This is a genomic window from Kangiella sp. TOML190 (genome assembly GCF_023706045.1).
Taxonomy (GTDB): domain Bacteria; phylum Pseudomonadota; class Gammaproteobacteria; order Enterobacterales; family Kangiellaceae; genus Kangiella.
The window spans coordinates 372130-388705 of sequence record NZ_BQYL01000001.1 but is presented as its reverse complement, the minus strand read 5'-3'; the positions used below and the strand labels follow the sequence as shown (position 1 = coordinate 388705).

Below are 16576 nucleotides of genomic sequence, written 5' to 3'. Positions count from 1 at the left end.
AGCGAAAGCTGGGATCTTTGTTTTAGGCTTTGAAAAAATAGGAACGAAAATGTCACAAGAATGGTTAATAGCAATCGGCTTATTTTTAGTGTTTGAAGGTTTGATGCCTGCGCTACTGCCTAAGCAATGGAAACAGACGATGTCTGAAATCGCTAAACATCCCGATTCAAGTTTACGAATTATGGGGCTGATTAGCATGATTTTAGGGTTGGTTTGGATTTACTTTATCAGCTAGTTATCCAAGTTCCAATTCAACTAACTAGCGAATTGTCTTAGCTAAGTGGTTGATCTGAAAGCATAGATTTCAACTTGTTTGTTACGGGCTGATTTATTTAGTCTAAATTTCAAAAAATAGAGGATTTTCATTGGCATAAGCGGTAAAATGCGCGGTTTCTTGTCGCAGAAATGCGTCCTTGATTAATCAAATTTGAGTTCTAGCAATGGCACAAAGCGTGGTGGTTCTAGGCACCCAATGGGGTGACGAAGGCAAAGGTAAAATTGTCGATCTGTTAACCGAACAAGCAAAAGCGGTGGTTCGCTATCAAGGTGGACACAATGCTGGTCACACTCTGGTGATCGAAGGCGAAAAAACCGTTCTACATCTTATTCCTTCAGGTATCTTAAACGATGGCGTCATGTGTTACATCGGTAATGGCGTGGTCTTGGCTCCCGATGCGCTTAAAAAAGAAATGGATATGCTCAAATCGCGTGGCGTGCCAGTCCAAGACAAGCTGCGCATCAGTCCTGCTTGCCCATTGATTTTGCCTTACCATATTGCATTGGATATTGCGCGCGAAGCAGCCCGTAACCCAGAAAAGAAAATTGGCACTACCGGTCGCGGTATTGGCCCAGCCTATGAAGATAAGGTCTCGCGCCGCGGTTTGCGAGTTGAAGATCTTTTTGACGATGCGCGTTTGGAAGAAAAGCTAGCAGAAGTGGTTAAGTTGCATAACTTTGCTTTAACCGAGTTCTATGGTGTCGAAGCGATTGATTATGAGCAAACTCTGACTTTGTGCAAACAATACGCTGAGTTTTTACGCCCTATGATTGACGACGTGCCGGCAACTTTGGCGGATATGCGTCGGGCTGGCGATAAGCTGATGTTTGAAGGTGCGCAAGGCACGCTGTTGGATATTGACCATGGTACTTATCCGTTTGTAACCTCGTCTAACACGACTGCTGGCGGTGTTGCTACCGGTGCCGGTATTGGCCCTCGCCATATCGACTACGTTTTAGGAATCACTAAAGCCTACACCACCCGAGTTGGTGGTGGTCCATTCCCAACCGAATTGTTTGATGAAATTGGTGAGCGCTTAGCGAAAGTGGGTAATGAGTTTGGGGCAACAACTGGGCGTCCACGCCGCTGTGGTTGGCTTGATGCGGTAGCGCTAAAACGCGCGGTGGATATTAACTCGGTTTCCGGTCTTTGCATGACCAAGCTTGATGTTTTGGATGGTTTGGAAACGGTTAAAATCGCGATTTCCTACAACTGCGATGAAAAGGGTGAACTTAGCAATACACCTTGTGGAGCCGATGACTATGATTCGCTTAAGCCGGTGTACCTCGAAATGCCGGGTTGGTCGGAAACTACCTTTGGCGCTAAATCATTAGACGACTTGCCGCAGAATGCTTTGGACTTTATTGCTAAAGTTGAAGAGATTGTTGGCGTGCCGGTGGATATTATTTCAACAGGCCCTGATCGGGTAGAAACCATTATTAAGCGTCATCCGTTTGCGGATTGATCAAGTTCTAGATGATTTAGATTAAAGCGGCCTAATGGTCGCTTTTTTATGTAACGGAGTTTTATATTATGATTAAAAAAGGTGTTTATCAGCACTTTAAAGGACAAAGGTATCAAGTTTTGGATGTGGCGACCCATTCTGAAACCGGTGAGCAATATGTAGTTTATAAAGCCTTGTACGGTGACTTCGGAACTTGGATCAGACCGCTAGAAATGTTTACGGAAACGATTAAAATCGATGGAACAAGAATTAATAGGTTTGAATTCTTATCACCAGCTGCTTAAGGTTCTGATTATAGTTTAAGAGAGACCCCCGCTCCCCAAAAGGGACTTTCTTCTCTCGTTCGCGGGGGTGGCGGGTAATTTCAGTATTGATAAAAGCCTTGCTCTATCGCAGACTTTTGGGGTTAGAAAGTTGATCTGATCTGATAAATCGAAACGGAGCCGCTTACTTCATTCGCCACCGCTAACAAAGGTTTGCCTGTTGGGCTTTGGTTAGCTGAAATAAACTGTAAGCCCTCTGGCGCCAGATCGCCAGCATTTTGATAATCGCCTTCTAAGGTTACCGGATCCGTATCGTCATCAATTTTAAAGCTAACATTGAAATTACGATTTTCAATTTGATTGACGAAGAAGGGGGCCTGCGGATTGCTGATGTCGTAAATTAACACACAACCTTGACGCTCTAAGCCAATGAAGGCATAAGTCTTACCATCAATTTCACCAAGCGTCAGCGCTTCTGGTTCGGCTCCTTTATCATCGGAGCGGCTATCGGGTTGGTTGGCGTTTTCATTGGTATTGAAATTCACCGGATCTTTAGCGAGTAACAACTTCGCGAATTGATCGCCACTGTCGAAAACTTGTTTGCCCTGTTCGTCCCAAATGCTAAAAGAACGAGCGCCGTAGGCATAGAGTTCTTCATGGTAGCCATCGTGATCTTTATCACCTAAAACTTTGGTAACTTTTAAGCGGCCAATACCATTTTTATTATAATAAGAGTCGATCACCGAAGGCGATTTAAAACTTAGCTTTTTGGCGCGTACTTCTTCCGAATAACTGATGCAACCATCTTCCTCATCAAACTTATGACCGGCTTTTTGACAGTCAGCTTCGTTAGCTTGGTAGATGTATTCGCGTGCATCACCTTCGTTGGCGGTCACTAAATAGGTTTTGCCCTTGACTTGGTAACTGGCGATGCTATCTGGCTGGTATAAGCCAAATAAATTTTCGTATTGGTTGATCTGGACTCCATCTTTGTTGCTAACGTCGAGCGCATAGTGGTTCCAGTTTTTATAACCTAACCCTTTGATATCAACCATTTGCGGTTGGCTCAGATCGACAATCGCAATACCGTTATTTTCTTGTAGGGTAACGTAGGCCCATCGGTTGTCTTCAGACACCGAAACGTATTCTGGCTCTAAATCTTGCGCCACGCTGGTGCCTTCGGGGCTGGCAAATTTTACGCCTTGGGCGCTCAACTGGGCTCTTTTATCATTAAAAGCATGGAAATTTAACTCTATAGCATGATCGGCAATGGCAGTTTGGTTATCAAGGTTAATAAGGCTGACTGAGCCTTCAGGATCATGCCGATAATCTTTGCTCGGTTCGCCCTCATTGGCTACCACCACTTTTGTACCGTCAGGACTGAAGGTCAGCATATCCGGCAGAGCGCCCACTTGAACGGCTTTGAGCAGTTGCGGCTCGCTAGCAATACCGTAGAACAAAACTGCACCCTTGCCTTGCTTGTTTTTATTTTGCATCGCAACCGCAAGCAAATCATCATGAATGGCAATGGAGTTCGGACTCTTTAGGAGCAAATCGCCATCCGCCGTTTGTACTTTTGTGGGTAATTTCAACGCATGACTACTGAGGTTTGAGCCAGTAAAGGGAAGCGTTAGGCTTTGTTTTGGTATGGCCCGAATGTTAACTATATCCAAACGATTGGCAGCGCCGTTAACCGTCCATAGGGTTTTTGATGATTCATGAAAAGCTAGCACTTCGGCAGCGCCTTCACCATAAACCCCAGCGGTATGGCGGCCTATCAGTTCTAACTGGATGGTCGTTTGTGTTTTAGTGCCAACTGCCCATGATTCCACCGGAGTTTTACAACTGGTTAAAGTTGCTAAAGCAGTTGCGGTTAGTAGAAAAGCTTGCAGTGGTAGTGAAATCTTCATGATGAAAATAGTAACATAATTAAGGTGGGTTTTATTATGGCGGACAAATATGACAAATTGATGATCATGTAGTTTTGATGATACATTATTTTTTTGATTTTAAGCCACTTGAGGCGTATTCTGATTCAATTCTTGGCAAAAAACGAAAATTGCGTACAGATCATTAATTTAACTGCTAGTCTAATAATGGCGAAAGATACTAAAGCTAAGAAAAATAAGCGAGTTAAGAAGGCTAAAAAGGTAACAGGGTAAAACGGAAGCGCTTTTAGGGTAAATCTTAAAGGGTCAATAAAGGGTAAAAGGTTAGCAAAAAAATGCACACTAAAAACTACTTTTCTGGGATTGCCAATCGTTATCAGCGCAACCGTCCGGATTATCCTGCCGAATTGTTCCAATATTTAGCCATGTCATGCAATGATTATCAGCTTGCTTGGGATGCGGCTACCGGCAGTGGACAAGCGGCTTATTTATTAGCCAACCAGTTTGATCAGGTCGTCGCTACCGATATTAGCCAGCAACAAATTGAACACGCCAAAGCTAAACCTAACATTGAATATAAAGTTGAAGCTGCTGAAGGTTGTAGCTTAGCGGATAATAGTGTGGATTTAATTACCGTTGCGCAGGCTCTGCACTGGCTGGAACCGCAAGCGTTTTTTGAGCAAGTACAGCGGGTTTTGAAACCCGGCGGAGTACTGGCAGTCTGGAGCTACCCCTTGCTGAGTGTTAATCCGCAAGTAGATAAGGTGGTACAAGATTTGTATGGCAACCTACTTAAAGACTATTGGTCGCAACGGCGACAATGGGTCGAGCAAAGCTATGCTAACCTTAGCTTTCCCTATCCATTAGAAATGGTACCTAACCTTAGCATGCAACAGACTTGGTCCTACCAACAATTGATGGGTTATTTAGAAACCTGGTCAGCCACACAGCGCTATATTGAAGAGAATCAAGAAGATCCCGTTCAAATCATTAGTAAGCCCTTAGAATTTGCTTGGTGTGACATATCGCATATGAAGAAGGTAATCTGGGAGCTTAACTTGAAAGTTTGTCGCAAGCCTTTGTGATGGGCAAAATGAGAAGATCGCATCTTTATTCATAAGCCGCTACAATGCAGTTATATTAATCGAATTATAACCGCCCTGGTCGGAAATATTGTCAGCCAAAAAAACACCTAAACACTCATGCAGCTCATCTAAAGAGCCTAACTCACAAGATCCGCAGGCGGAGCTTGAAGCCAAGCGCTACCAAAACCCGATTGCCAGCCGTCAATATATTCTGCAAGTGCTAGAAGATAACGGTAAGCCTGCTTCGTTTGAAAAACTCTGTGAGTTATTGAAGTTAGTTGAGTCTGAAGACCAAAGCGCTTTACAAAAACGTTTAAATGCTATGGAGCGCGATGGACAACTGATCTGTAATCGTAAAGGCGACTATTGTTTGGTCGATGCTACTGATTTGGTTCGTGGCACTGTGTTGGCGCATCGCGATGGCTTCGGTTATCTAGAGCTAGAGCGTGGCGGTGAAGACTGGTATTTGTCGCCGCGTGAAATGCATAATGTGTTTCACGGAGATAAGGTTTTAGCGAGAGTTAAAAAAATTAACCGTCGTGGAAAAACCGAAGCGGATATCGTTGAAATCTTAGAAGGTTCGACTAAGCATCTAGTTGGCCGCTTGTTTGAAGAAAATGGCATGACTTTTGTTTCGTCGGAAGATGCGCGGATTCAGCACGATTTGATTGTTGATCTTAGTTCAGGTTTAAAAGCTGAAATGGGTCAAGTTGTGGTAGCTGAAATCACGCAAAGACCAAGCAAGAATCGACATGCGCTTGGACGCATTACCGAAGTTCTAGGAGATTATTTGTCCGCAGGAATGGAAATTGAAATCGCCATTCGATCTCACCAAATTCCACACCAGTGGCCCGAAGAAGTTAATCGAGAAGTAACTGATCTACCAGTTGAGATCTCCGACAAAGATTGGCGAATAGGCGAACAAAAACGAATAGATATACGTCACTTACCCTTGGTCACCATTGATGGCGAAGATGCGCGCGACTTCGATGATGCGGTCTATTGTAAGCCACAACAAAATGGCGGTTGGAAATTGTGGGTGGCGATTGCAGACGTTAGTCATTATGTGCGACCAGATATGGCGCTTGATGATGAGGCGATTAAGCGCGGCAATTCAGTCTATTTTCCGAATTATGTGGTGCCCATGTTGCCTGAACTCTTATCAAATGGTTTATGTTCTTTAAATCCCGATGTGGATCGTTTGTGTATGGTCGCGGAAATGGATCTGGATGCGCAAGGTGAAGTGGTGGATTCGCAGTTTTATCCAGCGGTAATGCACTCTCATGCACGTTTTACTTATACCAAAGTCTGGGGGATTTTGAATGATCTGGAAGAAGAACACCAAGCCTTAAGGAAAGAATATGCACCTTTGGTTAAGGATTTAGAAAACCTTTATGATTTATTTAAAGCACGTTTGAAGTTAAAGAATCAGCGAGGTGCAATTGAGTTTGAAACCACTGAAACCCAAATCTTATTCACTGAAGATCGCAAAATCGACAAGATCGTTGGCCGCACTCGAAACGATGCCCATAAAATTATTGAAGAGTGCATGATTTGTGCGAACGTTGCAGCGGCTAAGTTTATCTTAAAGCATAAAGTGCCCGGGGTTTATCGAATTCACGAAGGGCCATCGGAAGAGCGCTTAGAAAAGTTTCGCGCCTTTCTTGCCGAGTTGGGTTTGTTTTTGTTTGGTGGCGAGAAGCCGCAGCCTAAACATTATCGGGAGCTACACGATGCAATTTCTGAGCGTCCCGATTATGAATTGATTCAATCAATGATGTTGCGCTCCATGATGCAGGCGGTTTATAGCCCTGAAAATGAGGGGCATTTTGGTTTGGCCTTTGATGCCTATACTCACTTTACTTCGCCAATTCGACGCTACCCTGATTTGTTAGTACATCGAGTTATCAAGCAAATCCTATCGGAAAAGCAGCAGCTTGTTGGCACCGAGTCAGGTCATGCCTACACCAATGCCGAGCTAGTAAACTTTGCAGAACATTCATCCATGACCGAGCGCCGCGCCGACAAAGCAACTCGTGAAGTGGTGGACTGGCTCAAGTGTGAATATATGTTGACGCGTGTTGGCGAAGAATATTGGGGAACCGTTTCTACCGTCACGAGCTTTGGGCTCTTCGTGCAGTTAGATGAGTTACATATTGATGGGTTAATTCATATCAGTGCGTTAGAGGGGGATTACTACCACTTTGATGCAGCTAAAATGCGTTTGATTGGCGAGCGCTCTAGGCAAAGTTTTCGAGTTGGCGATCGCTGCTTGATTAAAGTTAGCAGAGTGGATCTCGAAGATAAAAAAATTGACTTTGATTTGGTAAAAAGAGAGTCAGTAAAGCGAGAGGAAGTTAAAGGTTCCGAGCGCCGAAAATTATTCGCTAAAGCCAAGCGAAGCGGCTCTTTAGCGGACAAAGATGCTTCGAATAAAAAGTTTAAAGGTAAGAGTAAAGACAGCAAGTCCGGCTTTGGCAAAAACGCTAAGAAGAAACGCGGTAAAAGTGGTAAAAAGAAACGTAAATAAACAATAGCGCCCGCGCGAGAAGCGAAGCGGTAATCTAGTGTAGAAAAGTATGTCAGAAATAGTATTTGGAATTCATGCAGTTGAGGTTTTGCTAAAAAGAAATAGCGAAGCCATTCAGACCATCTATGTGCAACATAATCGGCGTGATCAAAGGCTACATAAGTTGATTAAGCTAGCACAAAGCAAGAACATAACTGTTAGCCAAAAGAGCCGCGAAGAACTGGATGAATTAACCGCTCAACGCCATCAGGGCGTTATCGCTCAGTGTGGTAACTTGAATAAAACCAGCTATCATGAAAAGCATATTCCTGAATTACTCGATTCATTGCAAGGACAGCCTTTTATTTTAATTCTAGATGGCATTACCGATCCGCATAACCTCGGCGCCTGTTTGCGTAGCGCCGATGCAGCCGGCGTGGATATGGTGATAGCACCAAAAGATAACGCGGCGACCATTACTGACGTAGTGCGCAAAGTGGCCTGCGGCGCAGCTGAAGCGATCCCTTTTATTAGCGTCACCAATTTATCGCGCACCATGAAATTGCTCCAAGAAAAAGGTATTTGGATTTACGGTGCTGCGGGTGAAGCGAAAGCGGATATTTACCAGTCGGATTTAACGGGTCCAATTGCCATTGTGATGGGCGCTGAAGGTGATGGAATGCGCAGATTAACCAAAGAAACCTGTGATCATTTGATTAAAATTCCCATGGCAGGCGAGGTCTCTAGCCTCAATGTTTCGGTTGCTACCGGTGTGACTCTATTTGAAGTGGTGCGCCAAAGAAATTGAACTAATTTAATATAAAATAAACCAAGAAAATATAATTATATAAGGAGAAGGAAATGAATAAGCTATTAATAGGCTTGTTAGCGCTATCTATTGCTGGAAATGCTTTTCTGTTGCTGAAGCCCAAAGAAGCTATGGTTAAAGAGTTGCAGCCAGAAAAAGTAGTTATCACAGAAACTGAAACGGTAACGTTAGAAGATAAAGAGATAAAATTTAAATATGCGAGAACGAAAAAAGAGTTAGAGATATTAAAAGAAGAATTCGCAGCAGTTCAGAATGAATTAAAGTTATTGAATGATAGAATTGAAGTTGCAAATCTTGATAAAGAGCTAACAGTAACTGAGATTGATACCAGTCCAGATAGTCAGCCTACTAAAGAATATTTTGAGAAGGCTCAGAAACAGAAAAAAACGCTAGAATCGTTGTTTCAATCAGAAGAGGTTGATTCACAATGGGCTTATACATACCAAGACAAGATTAGTCGTGTTCTTAACGCAAGAGGTGATACTAGCCTCTACGAAATATCTCAACTTGAATGCAAGACTAGTGTTTGCAAGCTATCCATTAAGCCTTTTAGAAATTCAGAGGGGTCGCGCATGGCTTCAGGTATGAATGCCATGATGAGTATCGGTAAAGATAAAGAGCTTAGCGGATATATAACCACCTTAAAATTTGGTAATAAAGATGAGCAAGAAACGGTTGAGCTCTATATAGCTAAACGTACTGAAATTTAGAAAAAAGGCTTCGTAAGAAGCCTTTTTATAATAAATCAATCGCTATTGTTTCAGGCCAGATACTAAATTGCACTTGTCCAATATGGGGCTTTTGTAAGAAAAACATCGCTAATCGCGACTGACCAATACCGCCGCCAATGGTTTGCGGTAGTTTTCCGGCCATGAGCTGTTGGTGCCATTCGAAATCAAGCCGTTGTTCGCAGCCGCGAATTGTTAGCTGCTGTTGCATTACTTCGGGGCTCACTCGAATGCCCATCGAGGATAATTCAAAAGCGTCCTCAAGAACTGGACTCCAGACTAAAATATCACCGTTTAGCCCGCGGCAACCTAGCTCGGTTTCGCTGCTCCAGTCGTCGTAATCCGGCGCGCGACCATCGTGGATCGAGCCATCGCTTAACTGGCCACCAATGCCAATTAAAAACACCGCACCATACTGTTTACAGATCTGATATTCGCGCTCTTTTGGGGTTAATCTTGGGTATTGCTGTAATAATTCTTCGCTATGCACAAAGTGGATTGTTTCAGGTAGTAGCTCACCTTGCGCAAGCTGTTTGGCGAGTTTTTTATCAATCGCTCTCATGGCCGAATAAATCCGTTCTACCGTGGACTTAAGGTAGTCCAAGCTGCGCTCTTGATCAGTGATAACTTTTTCCCAATCCCACTGGTCGACACAGATAGAGTGGCGTTCGCTTAAGAGTTCTTCGTCGGGGCGCAGCGCGCGCATCTGAGTGACGATCCCACTGCCTGCGGCAAAATCTGCGCGTGCCAATAATTGACGCTTCCATTTTGCTAGGGAATGTACTACTTGCATCGTCTGCGGCATTGCCTTGCTGGATACGGAAACGGGTTGTTCGATGCCATTCAAATCGTCCTGAATGCCATCACCTTGTCGCGTTAGAATTGGCGCTTGAACTTCCAGCAAGTCAAGTTGTTGGCTCAGCTCTGTCAGAAAATCACTTTTAATCATTTGGATCAGTTTTTGATCTTCGATAAAAGGTATGTGCGATAACTTTTTCATAATAAATCTCCTTGTCTCGTTATTATTTATCTAATTTATTTGCTTAAAATTCAATATCTGTATATAAATTAATTGTTGACGGTGGATTTTTAATAATATTTAAGCCTTTTGTTAGATAACGTATAAAAGCAGTGGGTAAAAGCAATGGAAAATTATCAAATCGACAATTTGGATAAAAAAATATTGGCAGAATTGTTACAAGAAGCAAAAACGCCCTATGCGCAGCTGGCCAAACAGTTTGAGGTTAGCCCTGGAACTATCCATGTGCGTATCGAGAAAATGCGCCAAGCAGGGATTATTCAAGGCACTAAGGTCAAGATCGCGCCTAAGGCTTTAGGTTTCGATGTCTGCTGTTTTGTCGGGATATACTTAAAAAGTGCCAAGGATTACCATCCAGTGGCTCAGCTACTCGAGCAGATCCCTGAAGTGGTCGAGGCATTTTATACCACTGGCCAATATAGCTTATTGGTGAAAATTATCGTGCCGAATATGGAGCGCTTTCAAGAGGTGTTAATCAATAAATTGCAATCCATTGATCAGGTGCGCTCCACCGAAACCATGATCTCGCTACAAAACCCGATTTACCGCGATATTGATGGACTGCTTTAGCAAGTTTTCATGCTTAAATTGGTTGATCTTTAGCCGCAAAATCCCTAAAATACGCGCCCTTAGTCGTACTCGTTGTGAAAAGCGGCTAAGTTTTAAACAATTTGGTTGACTCCTTGCTGACTGTAAGTTTCCTTGTAAATCAATAGCTTATAGCTGGCTGGATACCGAAAGGAGATATTTAAATGAGACACTACGAAATCGTATTCTTGGTGCATCCTGATCAATCGGATCAAGTACCAGGCATGATCGAACGTTACACTAAGATGATTACAGACGCTAACGGTACTATTCACCGTTTGGAAGACTGGGGTCGTCGTCAACTAGCTTATCCAATCTTGAAACTTCACAAAGCTCACTATGTTCTTATGAACGTTGAGACTACAGGCGAAGTTATCGAAGAATTAGAAGATGCTTTCCGTTACAACGATGCTGTGTTGCGTAACATGGTGATCCGTCGTAAAGAAGCAGTGACTGAAGCTTCTCCAATGGCTAAAGCTAAAGACGAAGAGAAACCTGCTCGTCCAGCTCGCTCTGAAGAGAAAGCCTCTGTAGAAGCGGCTCCTGCTGAAAAAGCGGAAGCACAACCAGAATCAACTGAAGCTGCGGCTGAATAATAGGAGAATTATCATGGCTCGTTTTAATCGTCGTCGTAAATTCTGCCGTTTCACTGCAGATGGCATTACTGAAATCGATTACAAAGATACAGCTACTTTAAAGAACTACATTACTGAAACCGGTAAAATCGTTCCTAGCCGTATCACAGGTACTAGCGCAAAATACCAACGTCAATTGGCGTCTGCGGTTAAACGCGCTCGTTACATCGCTTTGTTACCATACACCGATAGCCACGAATAAGCGGCATTTTTAAGAGGATAATCACATGAATGTTATTTTGCTTGAAAAAATCCGCAACCTTGGCGATCTAGGCGACACAGTTTCTGTGGCTGCTGGTTATGGTCGTAACTTCTTATTGCCAAAAGGCAAAGCGGTTCCTGCAACTAAAGAAAACATCAAACACTTCGAAGAGCGTCGTGCTGAACTAGAAGCTAAAGCGGCTGACGTTTTAGCTACTGCACAAGCGCGTGCTGACAAGTTAGCCGGTTTGGAAGTAGTCATCACTGCCAACGCTGGCGACGAAGGCAAGCTTTTTGGCTCGGTTGGTACGGCTGATATCGCAGATGCGGTAACGGCACAAGGTATCGACTTGGCGAAAAAAGAAGTGCGTATGCCTGAAGGTGCGATTCGCGCAACTGGCGAATACAGCTTTGAAGTTCACTTGCACCCAGAAGTGGAAGCTAACATCAAAGTTCAAGTGGTTGGCGAAGAGTAATTTTTACCAACACCTTGTGAAATATAAAAAAGGCGCCAATTGGCGCCTTTTTTACAGCCCCTTAGTAGTATTATTACTTATGGGCTAAAAATTCTGCGAGCCAATATGGCTAAGCTTTGCCCAAAGCTTAGCTTTTACTTTCCTGCCAGTTAATGGACTTATGGCTGCCATCACAAAAGGGTTTATTATTAGAAGCGCCGCAGCGGCACAAAGCCGTCACTTTTTTAGTGGCGACTGCTTGGCCGTCTGCGTCTTCAATGGCGCATTCGCCTGTTAATAATAAAGGCCCGTGATCCGTTGCTTTGATAGTTGCCATAAGCGTTACTCCTTTGGAATTGCGCAAAATTGAATCAATACTGTTCAATATAGCAAGCTTGCTAGTAAAGACAAAACTACCGATTCTTACTATCTGCTACTCAGATTAGTGATCGCTAGCGCGAAATCATGACATCTAAAATGGTTTGATAAAGGTTATTCAGAACTTATCCACAAGCCTTTACACATACCTTTGCACAGACTTATTGGCTTGATCGAGTAGCCGTAGAATGCAAAAATAACTGGGCAAAATAAGCCGCCTGTATAGATTCTAAAACCATATCAACCGCGGCTTATTGATAAACACATTTGATGACAAGGCAAAATTGAAACATGCTGGCAGCCCAACAAACTGATAATAAAATCAAAGACTTAAAAGTTCCTCCTCATTCGATAGAAGCCGAGCAGTCGGTGCTTGGCGGTGTGATGCTGGATAATGAGATGTGGGAGCTGGTTTCTGAAATGTTGCTGGCAACGGATTTCTACGTCAAAAATCATCGCGATGTGTTTGCGGCGATGGAAGCTTTGGCCAATGTTGGTCAGCCGATGGACGTGATAACCCTGTCGGAATACATTGAAAAACAAGGCGATTCAGACATTGGCTTGGCTTTCTTGGGCGAATTGGCGCAAAACACGCCGAGTATCGCCAACATTCGAGCCTATGCGGAAATTGTGCGCGAAAAGGCGGTGACGCGTCAGTTAATCGCAGCTTCTAACGAAATTGCCGATGCCAGTTTTAATCCGGAAGGGCGTTCGCTTTCGGAGTTGATTGATCATGCTGAGCGTACCATTTTCAAGATCGCCGAGTCGCGCGAGACTAACGATGCGGGGCCTACAGGCGTTGAAGCGATTTTAAAATCCACCATTCATCGCATCGAAGAAATTCAAAAGAATAAAGGTGGCATTACCGGTATTTCAACCGGTTTTAGCGATCTCGATGGCATGACCTCAGGTTTACAGCCAGCCGATCTGGTGATTGTGGCGGCGCGTCCTTCGATGGGTAAAACCACCTTTGCCATGAATATGGTGGAGCATGCGGCGCTTAATAGCGATCTGCCGGTATTGGTGTTTAGTTTAGAGATGCCAAGCGAATCAATCATCATGAGATCTATCTCGTCGTTAGGCGGCATCGAGCAAAATAAAATTCGTTCGGGGCAAATTAAAGATTCGGCCGATTGGGATAAATTTAACAGCGGCGTTTTGCAGCTGAAAAACCATACTAAGCTCTTTATTGATGATACGGCGGGTATTTCGCCAGCAGAAATGCGCTCGCGGGCGCGTCGGGTTTACCGTGAGAATGGCGGTATGGCCTTGATTATGGTGGATTATTTGCAGTTGATGCAGGTGCCTGGTTATGGTGAAAACCGCACCCAAGAGGTGAGTGAAATTTCGCGCTCTTTAAAAGCCTTAGCTAAAGAGTTGAATGTGCCAGTGATTGCTTTATCGCAGCTCAACCGCTCCTTGGAAAATCATAGCGATCGCCGTCCAGTGATGGCGGATTTGCGTGAATCAGGTGCGATTGAGCAGGATGCGGATGTGATCATGTTTATTTACCGCGACGAGGTTTACAACAAGGATTCGGAAGAAAATAAAGGCCGCGCCGAGATCATTATCGGTAAGCAGCGTAACGGCCCTATCGGTAAAGTCGATCTGGCGTTTCGCGGCGAAGTCTGTCGTTTCGATAATCTGGCGCACCAAGATTACGAAGCACAAGGTTTTTAACCTAAGGCTGTTAAGAGCAAAGTGGTTAAGATCAAGACTTCTGAGCGTGAAACTTCTAAAGGTACGCTTCTTAATGTGGTATTGCTAAACGGATAATTTCTCTATGCGCCCAACCAAAGCGGTGATTGACCTCGCCGCCTTAAGACATAATCTTGAGCGAGTTAAAACCATTGCTAGCGATAGTAAGGTGATGGTAGTGGTCAAGGCCAATGCTTATGGGCATGGTCTGGTCGAAGTTGCTAAGGCATTGCCAAGCGCTGATATGTTTGCGGTCGCCAGTTTAGATGAGGCGCTAATTTTACGCCAAGCGGGGATCCGACAAGATATTTTGTTGCTGGAAGGTTTCTTCCAAGCCAAAGAGTTACCCATAATCCAACGAAATCAGTTGCAGCTGGTTCTACACCATCAGGCACAAATTGAGCAGCTAGCAGCTTATCAAACCATAACAAGCGACCCAAACCCTATCAAAGTTTGGCTTAAGTGTGATTCGGGCATGTACCGATTGGGCTTTGCTTTAGAGCAGGTTGCCGCTGCGGAAAAAGCTCTGAGTGCGCTGTCGATCATTGAACAACCGATCAAACTCATGTCGCATTTCGCCTGCGCCGATTCGGATCAGGAATTTTCGCAAGCACAAATTAGTAAGTTTGCAGAGGCCACTCAAGACTTGGTCGGTCAGCGCTCTATGGCCAATTCGGCGGGAATTTTAACCCAGCCAAATGCTCATTGGGATTGGGTTAGACCGGGCCTGTTGATTTATGGTGCCTCCCCCATGCTGGACTCAATGGCTAGTGATTTTGGCTTGCAGCCGGTGATGTCGTTAGAGTCGCAATTGATGGCAATTAAGCCGATTCGGCAAGGTCAGTCAGTAGGTTATGGCCGTAATTGGTTTGCTAAAACAAATGGTAACATTGGCTTGGTAGCGATTGGTTATGGCGATGGATATCCGCGGCATGCTAAAAACGGCACTCCCGTTTGGGTAAATGGCCGGCAAGTACCGCTGGTGGGACGGGTTTCGATGGATATATTGGCGGTGGACTTAGGGGCAGATTCGGCGGATAACATTGGCGACAGGGTGGTGCTTTGGGGCAAAGAGTTGTCGATGGAAACGGTTGCTACTTTTGCCGATACGATCCCCTATACCTTATGCTGTGGTGTGACTAGTCGAGTGCCCTTTGAGTATATTAATGCCGATGACAGCCATCATGACTAAAGATTATGACAAAGCACCATAAAATTTCACTGTCAACCGCAGGTCAAGGACTCTACGAATTTACTGCAAAAATACAGTCGTTGGTTGGTCAAGAAACGGTAAAAAACGGCCTTTGCCATCTTTTTATTCAGCATACTTCCTGCAGTTTGATCATTCAGGAAAATGCCGATCCCAGCGCTAAGGCCGATCTAGAAGCTTGGATGAATCGCTTGGTGCCGGAAAATGATCCTTTATATACCCATACTTTTGAAGGGGCTGGTGATATGCCTGCGCACATTAAATCAATTGTAACGGCAACCCATTTAAGTATTCCGGTTATCGAGGGTCAATTGGCGCTGGGTACTTGGCAGGGGGTTTATTTATGGGAGCATCGGCATGCTGCACACCATCGTAAGATTATTATGACTCTGAGCGATTAGTATGAAACCGCATATTGTTATCCGCAAATTCCATCGTTGGTTAGGGCTCTTGATTGGTGTACAAGTGGTTTTATGGCTAGCGGGCGGTTTGGTGATGAGCTTTTTTGATATCGATCAGGTTCGTGGTTCCCATAATAGCGTTAAAGTGCAACCTGTTGCTATTGAGCAAAAGGTTAGCTTCGACAGTTCTAAGTTAATAGCGTCTTTACCATTTACGGCTACTAAAATTGAGCTGACCCATTGGCAAGATCGTTTGGTTTGGCGCGCCTCGAATAAGCAGCAGGTGCAAATTGTTGATGCGCAAAGCGGTGACGTTTTATCACCTTTTAATCAAGTCAGCGCTGAGCTAGTGGCTAACCGAGACTTTTCCGGCAATGGTCAGTTGGTTGCTAGCCAATTAATCGAGCAATCCAGTTACGAGATCCGAGGGCGCGAGCTGCCGCTGTGGCAAATGCAGTTCGATGATGCGGATAATACCCGTATTTATGTTTCGCCGGCTACTGGCGAGGTAGTCGCAAGGCGTAACGATACTTGGCGGTTATTTGATTTTTTCTGGATGCTGCACATTATGGATTACCAAGAGCGGGATGATTTTAACCATCCTTTGCTGATAATTGCTGCCTTGTTAGGTTTGCTCTTTAGCTTAACGGGCGTGTATTTGGTGGTGAAAACTGTTTTTCTAAAAAGGAAACTGAATGTCTGATATTCCTGAAAACAAAGCTCAACAAAATCCTAAAACAAGCTCCAATAAGCGTAAAATCCTTTGGTGGTTCGTGATTGGTTTTTGCTCCTATTGGCTATTTAAGCTATTGATATTTAAATATTTAATCTAATTTTGATAAGATAAATGAACATTTGACATAAAATATTACAGTTCTTGAGCTTTGCTCACTTGCCACTATGGCATTTGCCCCCATAATATTGGG

General features: G+C 44.1%; 18 protein-coding genes. 15 read left to right on the top strand and 3 right to left on the bottom strand.

All coding sequences use genetic code 11. The features are described from left to right. Positions 1 to 49 precede the first annotated feature (49 nt). From NFS34_RS01785 to NFS34_RS01775, 3 genes are all read left to right on the top strand, one after another. Positions 50 to 235 carry a DUF2065 domain-containing protein gene (locus NFS34_RS01785; protein WP_251358125.1) on the top strand — a complete coding sequence of 62 codons (186 nt, stop codon included), beginning with the start codon at positions 50 to 52 and terminating at the stop codon, positions 233 to 235. Between the two features lie 205 nt (positions 236 to 440). Next, positions 441 to 1742 (top strand): adenylosuccinate synthase, encoded by a 1302-nt coding sequence (locus tag NFS34_RS01780; protein ID WP_251358124.1) that lies wholly within the window; start codon positions 441 to 443, stop codon positions 1740 to 1742. Between the two features lie 68 nt (positions 1743 to 1810). Further along, a complete protein-coding gene (locus tag NFS34_RS01775; RefSeq protein ID WP_251358123.1) occupies positions 1811 to 2026 on the top strand; it encodes a DUF1653 domain-containing protein in 216 nt (71 codons plus the stop codon). Between the two features lie 122 nt (positions 2027 to 2148). Here the strand turns inward: NFS34_RS01775 and NFS34_RS01770 are convergent, their stop codons facing one another. Then, entirely contained in the window at positions 2149 to 3915 is a 1767-nt protein-coding gene (locus NFS34_RS01770; RefSeq protein WP_251358122.1) for a choice-of-anchor I family protein, read from the bottom strand. 314 nt (positions 3916 to 4229) lie between these two features. Between NFS34_RS01770 and NFS34_RS01765 the strand changes: the two genes are divergently transcribed. The 4 genes from NFS34_RS01765 (at position 4230) to NFS34_RS01750 (ending at position 9027) form a co-directional block, all read left to right on the top strand. Then, positions 4230 to 4979, top strand: coding sequence for a class I SAM-dependent methyltransferase (locus NFS34_RS01765; protein ID WP_251358121.1), 750 nt, complete (start codon positions 4230 to 4232; stop codon positions 4977 to 4979). Positions 4980 to 5067: 88 nt separating this feature from the next. Then, positions 5068 to 7509: a ribonuclease R gene (rnr, locus tag NFS34_RS01760; RefSeq protein ID WP_251358120.1), complete on the top strand. Its 2442-nt coding sequence runs from the start codon at positions 5068 to 5070 to the stop codon at positions 7507 to 7509. Positions 7510 to 7558: 49 nt separating this feature from the next. After that, on the top strand, positions 7559 to 8296 hold the full coding sequence (gene rlmB / locus NFS34_RS01755; protein WP_251358119.1) for a 23S rRNA (guanosine(2251)-2'-O)-methyltransferase RlmB: 738 nt from the start codon (positions 7559 to 7561) through the stop codon (positions 8294 to 8296). Between the two features lie 53 nt (positions 8297 to 8349). After that, positions 8350 to 9027 carry a hypothetical protein gene (locus tag NFS34_RS01750; RefSeq protein WP_251358118.1) on the top strand — a complete coding sequence of 226 codons (678 nt, stop codon included), beginning with the start codon at positions 8350 to 8352 and terminating at the stop codon, positions 9025 to 9027. A 25-nt stretch (positions 9028 to 9052) separates the two neighbouring features. Here the strand turns inward: NFS34_RS01750 and asnA are convergent, their stop codons facing one another. Continuing rightward, positions 9053 to 10045: an aspartate--ammonia ligase gene (asnA, locus tag NFS34_RS01745; RefSeq protein WP_251358117.1), complete on the bottom strand. Its 993-nt coding sequence runs from the start codon at positions 10043 to 10045 to the stop codon at positions 9053 to 9055. Between the two features lie 144 nt (positions 10046 to 10189). On the opposite strand from asnA, the gene asnC reads away from it, so the two are divergent. The 4 genes from asnC (at position 10190) to rplI (ending at position 11984) form a co-directional block, all read left to right on the top strand. Next, the gene (gene asnC, locus NFS34_RS01740) at positions 10190 to 10654 is read left to right on the top strand and encodes a transcriptional regulator AsnC (RefSeq protein ID WP_251358116.1); all 465 of its coding nucleotides are present in this window, start codon (positions 10190 to 10192) and stop codon (positions 10652 to 10654) included. 182 nt (positions 10655 to 10836) lie between these two features. Further along, complete coding sequence (gene rpsF, locus NFS34_RS01735; RefSeq protein ID WP_251358115.1) at positions 10837 to 11268, top strand: 30S ribosomal protein S6; 432 nt, start codon at positions 10837 to 10839, stop codon at positions 11266 to 11268. Positions 11269 to 11281: 13 nt separating this feature from the next. Continuing rightward, on the top strand, positions 11282 to 11509 hold the full coding sequence (gene rpsR, locus NFS34_RS01730) for a 30S ribosomal protein S18 (RefSeq protein ID WP_251358114.1): 228 nt from the start codon (positions 11282 to 11284) through the stop codon (positions 11507 to 11509). Positions 11510 to 11534: 25 nt separating this feature from the next. Beyond that, a complete protein-coding gene (gene rplI, locus NFS34_RS01725; protein ID WP_251358113.1) occupies positions 11535 to 11984 on the top strand; it encodes a 50S ribosomal protein L9 in 450 nt (149 codons plus the stop codon). A 127-nt stretch (positions 11985 to 12111) separates the two neighbouring features. On the opposite strand, the gene NFS34_RS01720 is transcribed toward rplI, so the two are convergent. Next, positions 12112 to 12300 (bottom strand): CDGSH iron-sulfur domain-containing protein, encoded by a 189-nt coding sequence (locus tag NFS34_RS01720; RefSeq protein WP_251358112.1) that lies wholly within the window; start codon positions 12298 to 12300, stop codon positions 12112 to 12114. 332 nt (positions 12301 to 12632) lie between these two features. Here NFS34_RS01720 and dnaB point away from each other — a divergent pair, with 332 nt between their 5' ends. The 4 genes from dnaB to NFS34_RS01700 all read left to right on the top strand — a co-directional run bounded on the left by dnaB (position 12633) and on the right by NFS34_RS01700 (position 16353). Beyond that, complete coding sequence (gene dnaB, locus NFS34_RS01715; protein WP_251358111.1) at positions 12633 to 14021, top strand: replicative DNA helicase; 1389 nt, start codon at positions 12633 to 12635, stop codon at positions 14019 to 14021. Between the two features lie 103 nt (positions 14022 to 14124). After that, complete coding sequence (alr, locus tag NFS34_RS01710) at positions 14125 to 15231, top strand: alanine racemase (protein WP_251358110.1); 1107 nt, start codon at positions 14125 to 14127, stop codon at positions 15229 to 15231. A gap of 5 nt (positions 15232 to 15236) precedes the next feature. Beyond that, positions 15237 to 15650: a secondary thiamine-phosphate synthase enzyme YjbQ gene (locus NFS34_RS01705; RefSeq protein WP_251358109.1), complete on the top strand. Its 414-nt coding sequence runs from the start codon at positions 15237 to 15239 to the stop codon at positions 15648 to 15650. Between the two features lies 1 nt (position 15651). Next, complete coding sequence (locus NFS34_RS01700; RefSeq protein WP_251358108.1) at positions 15652 to 16353, top strand: PepSY domain-containing protein; 702 nt, start codon at positions 15652 to 15654, stop codon at positions 16351 to 16353. Positions 16354 to 16576 lie beyond the last annotated feature (223 nt).

Excerpts from the sequence above, each read along its gene's own strand:
- NFS34_RS01775 (WP_251358123.1), top strand. The coding sequence starts at position 1,811 with ATGATTAAAAAAGGTGTTTATCAGCACTTTAAAGGACAAAGGTATCAA.
- NFS34_RS01770 (WP_251358122.1), bottom strand. The coding sequence starts at position 3,915 with ATGAAGATTTCACTACCACTGCAAGCTTTTCTACTAACCGCAACTGCT.
- NFS34_RS01750 (WP_251358118.1), top strand. The coding sequence starts at position 8,350 with ATGAATAAGCTATTAATAGGCTTGTTAGCGCTATCTATTGCTGGAAAT.
- asnA (WP_251358117.1), bottom strand. The coding sequence starts at position 10,045 with ATGAAAAAGTTATCGCACATACCTTTTATCGAAGATCAAAAACTGATC.
- NFS34_RS01700 (WP_251358108.1), top strand. The coding sequence starts at position 15,652 with ATGAAACCGCATATTGTTATCCGCAAATTCCATCGTTGGTTAGGGCTC.
- rplI (WP_251358113.1), top strand. The coding sequence starts at position 11,535 with ATGAATGTTATTTTGCTTGAAAAAATCCGCAACCTTGGCGATCTAGGC.
- NFS34_RS01765 (WP_251358121.1), top strand. The coding sequence starts at position 4,230 with ATGCACACTAAAAACTACTTTTCTGGGATTGCCAATCGTTATCAGCGC.
- NFS34_RS01785 (WP_251358125.1), top strand. The coding sequence starts at position 50 with ATGTCACAAGAATGGTTAATAGCAATCGGCTTATTTTTAGTGTTTGAA.
- NFS34_RS01705 (WP_251358109.1), top strand. The coding sequence starts at position 15,237 with ATGACAAAGCACCATAAAATTTCACTGTCAACCGCAGGTCAAGGACTC.
- asnC (WP_251358116.1), top strand. The coding sequence starts at position 10,190 with ATGGAAAATTATCAAATCGACAATTTGGATAAAAAAATATTGGCAGAA.
- rpsF (WP_251358115.1), top strand. The coding sequence starts at position 10,837 with ATGAGACACTACGAAATCGTATTCTTGGTGCATCCTGATCAATCGGAT.
- dnaB (WP_251358111.1), top strand. The coding sequence starts at position 12,633 with ATGCTGGCAGCCCAACAAACTGATAATAAAATCAAAGACTTAAAAGTT.
- rpsR (WP_251358114.1), top strand. The coding sequence starts at position 11,282 with ATGGCTCGTTTTAATCGTCGTCGTAAATTCTGCCGTTTCACTGCAGAT.
- NFS34_RS01780 (WP_251358124.1), top strand. The coding sequence starts at position 441 with ATGGCACAAAGCGTGGTGGTTCTAGGCACCCAATGGGGTGACGAAGGC.
- NFS34_RS01720 (WP_251358112.1), bottom strand. The coding sequence starts at position 12,300 with ATGGCAACTATCAAAGCAACGGATCACGGGCCTTTATTATTAACAGGC.
- rlmB (WP_251358119.1), top strand. The coding sequence starts at position 7,559 with ATGTCAGAAATAGTATTTGGAATTCATGCAGTTGAGGTTTTGCTAAAA.
- alr (WP_251358110.1), top strand. The coding sequence starts at position 14,125 with ATGCGCCCAACCAAAGCGGTGATTGACCTCGCCGCCTTAAGACATAAT.